This window comes from Geobacillus zalihae NBRC 101842 (genome assembly GCF_001544135.1).
GTDB classification, from domain to species: Bacteria; Bacillota; Bacilli; order Bacillales; family Anoxybacillaceae; genus Geobacillus; species Geobacillus zalihae.
In genome coordinates this window covers 1-1,562 of record NZ_BCPV01000129.1, presented here as the reverse complement: position 1 = coordinate 1,562, position 1,562 = coordinate 1, and the positions used below count along the sequence as shown (strand labels likewise).

At 53.4% G+C, this 1,562-nt stretch carries 1 protein-coding gene; it reads right to left on the bottom strand.

Features of this window, described 5'->3' with window-relative positions; genetic code table 11:
* Positions 1-147: 147 nt before the first annotated feature.
* The gene (locus tag GZ1_RS17665) at positions 148-1,284 is read right to left on the bottom strand and encodes an IS110-like element ISGka2 family transposase (RefSeq protein WP_033025194.1); all 1,137 of its coding nucleotides are present in this window, start codon (positions 1,282-1,284) and stop codon (positions 148-150) included.
* Between the last annotated feature and the right edge of the window lie 278 nt (positions 1,285-1,562).

Genomic DNA, 1,562 nt, shown 5'->3' with positions numbered 1-1,562 from the left:
TTTTCCGTGAAAATCCCCACCACTTGGTGAGTGCGGTATACGCTCCTGATCCGTGCGGGTATACTGAAAATGGCCAAAAAAGGCAATAGGAAAGCAGAGGTGCCCGATTTTAGGCATCTCGTATAACCTGTCTGCCTTTTGGCTAGACTAAATAAGTTGTGGTTGGCGGAACGGCTCTTTGCGGGAGATCATGCAAAAGATGATCACCAACATCCGCCGAGCAATGGCGATGAGGGCTTTTTTCTTCCCGCACCGGGCCGCCAACGACCAAAACTTTCGGGACAAGGGATGCGTCTTGGATCGAGCTGCTGACCATGCCGCCTCGCATAACGCCGATCGGAGATGGGGATTGCCTTTTGTCGTGCGCGTGCTCTTTCGCTTTCCGGCGCTTTCATGGTTGCCGGGGGACAATCCCGTCCATGAAGCCGCCCGTTCCGGCGTTTCAAAGACGCTCATGTCGGTTCCCATCTCGGCTATGATGACGGCGGCGGTTTGTTTTTTCACTCCGGGCATGGTCATCAGCAATTCGACTTCCTCGCGATACGGCTCGAGCAGGCGGTCGATGTGCTGGTCGACTTCTTCGATTAACTGCTCCAATTCCTCAACGTGTTTCCACAAGAGGCGAAGGAGACGGAGCTCGTGTTCGGTCAAGGTGCCGAGCAGCGAATCGTACACCGCTTGCTTTTTCTTTTTGAGCCTTCCGCGCAGGCATTGATCCAACTCGTCCTTGTCCACGTATCCCTTCTCAAGCAGCCGGGCGAGGATGTCTTTTCCGGAAACGCCGAAGAGATCGGAGAGGACCGAGCCGAGTTTGACATTGGAAGACTCGAGCACTTTTTGAATCCGGTTTTTCTCCGAAGTCAGCTGTCCGACCCACTTTTTGCGGAGGCGGGTAAAATCCCGCAATTCGCGAATATCCGCTGGGGGGACGAAACTTTTTTCAACGAGTCCATGGCGGAGCAGCTTGGCGATCCACTCGGCGTCAGAGACATCGGTTTTTCTTCCCGGGACATTTTTGATCCGCTGCGGATTGGCCAGTGTCAAGTCGACATAGCCCTCGAGGAAGGCGAAGACCGGTTTCCAATACACGCCGGTGGATTCCATGGCGACATGGGTAACGCCATGTTCTTCGAGCCACTCAAGCAGGTCGCCAAGTCCCTTCGAGAACGTGGAGAAGGTTTGAATGTCCTTTTGAATGTGTCCATCTTCTTCCCATAGCGCGCAGGCGACGATGGTTTCGGCATGAACATCCAATCCTGCGCAGCGAGGATAGATGACATCCATGATGAAAATCCTCCTTTTCGATGATCGAGTGCGCAAACAGCGAATCCACGGGAGAAATGCGGCAGTTTTCCGTTCGTCGTCACCTTTCCTCCGCATCGGGAAAGGGCGGACAATGGGTGGTGCACCCAGTGGATTCGAACGCTTTTCTGTACAGGGTCCAAGCCACCATTAAGTATAACGTCCTATTGAGCTGTTTGCGCCTACTCTTCATTATGGGAAGAAAAGGGGGATTTTCATGCCCGGGTGGAGAGCAAAAATTGCTCATGGAACTTTTCTGT

Excerpts from the sequence above, each read along its gene's own strand:
- GZ1_RS17665 (WP_033025194.1), bottom strand. The coding sequence starts at position 1,284 with ATGGATGTCATCTATCCTCGCTGCGCAGGATTGGATGTTCATGCCGAA.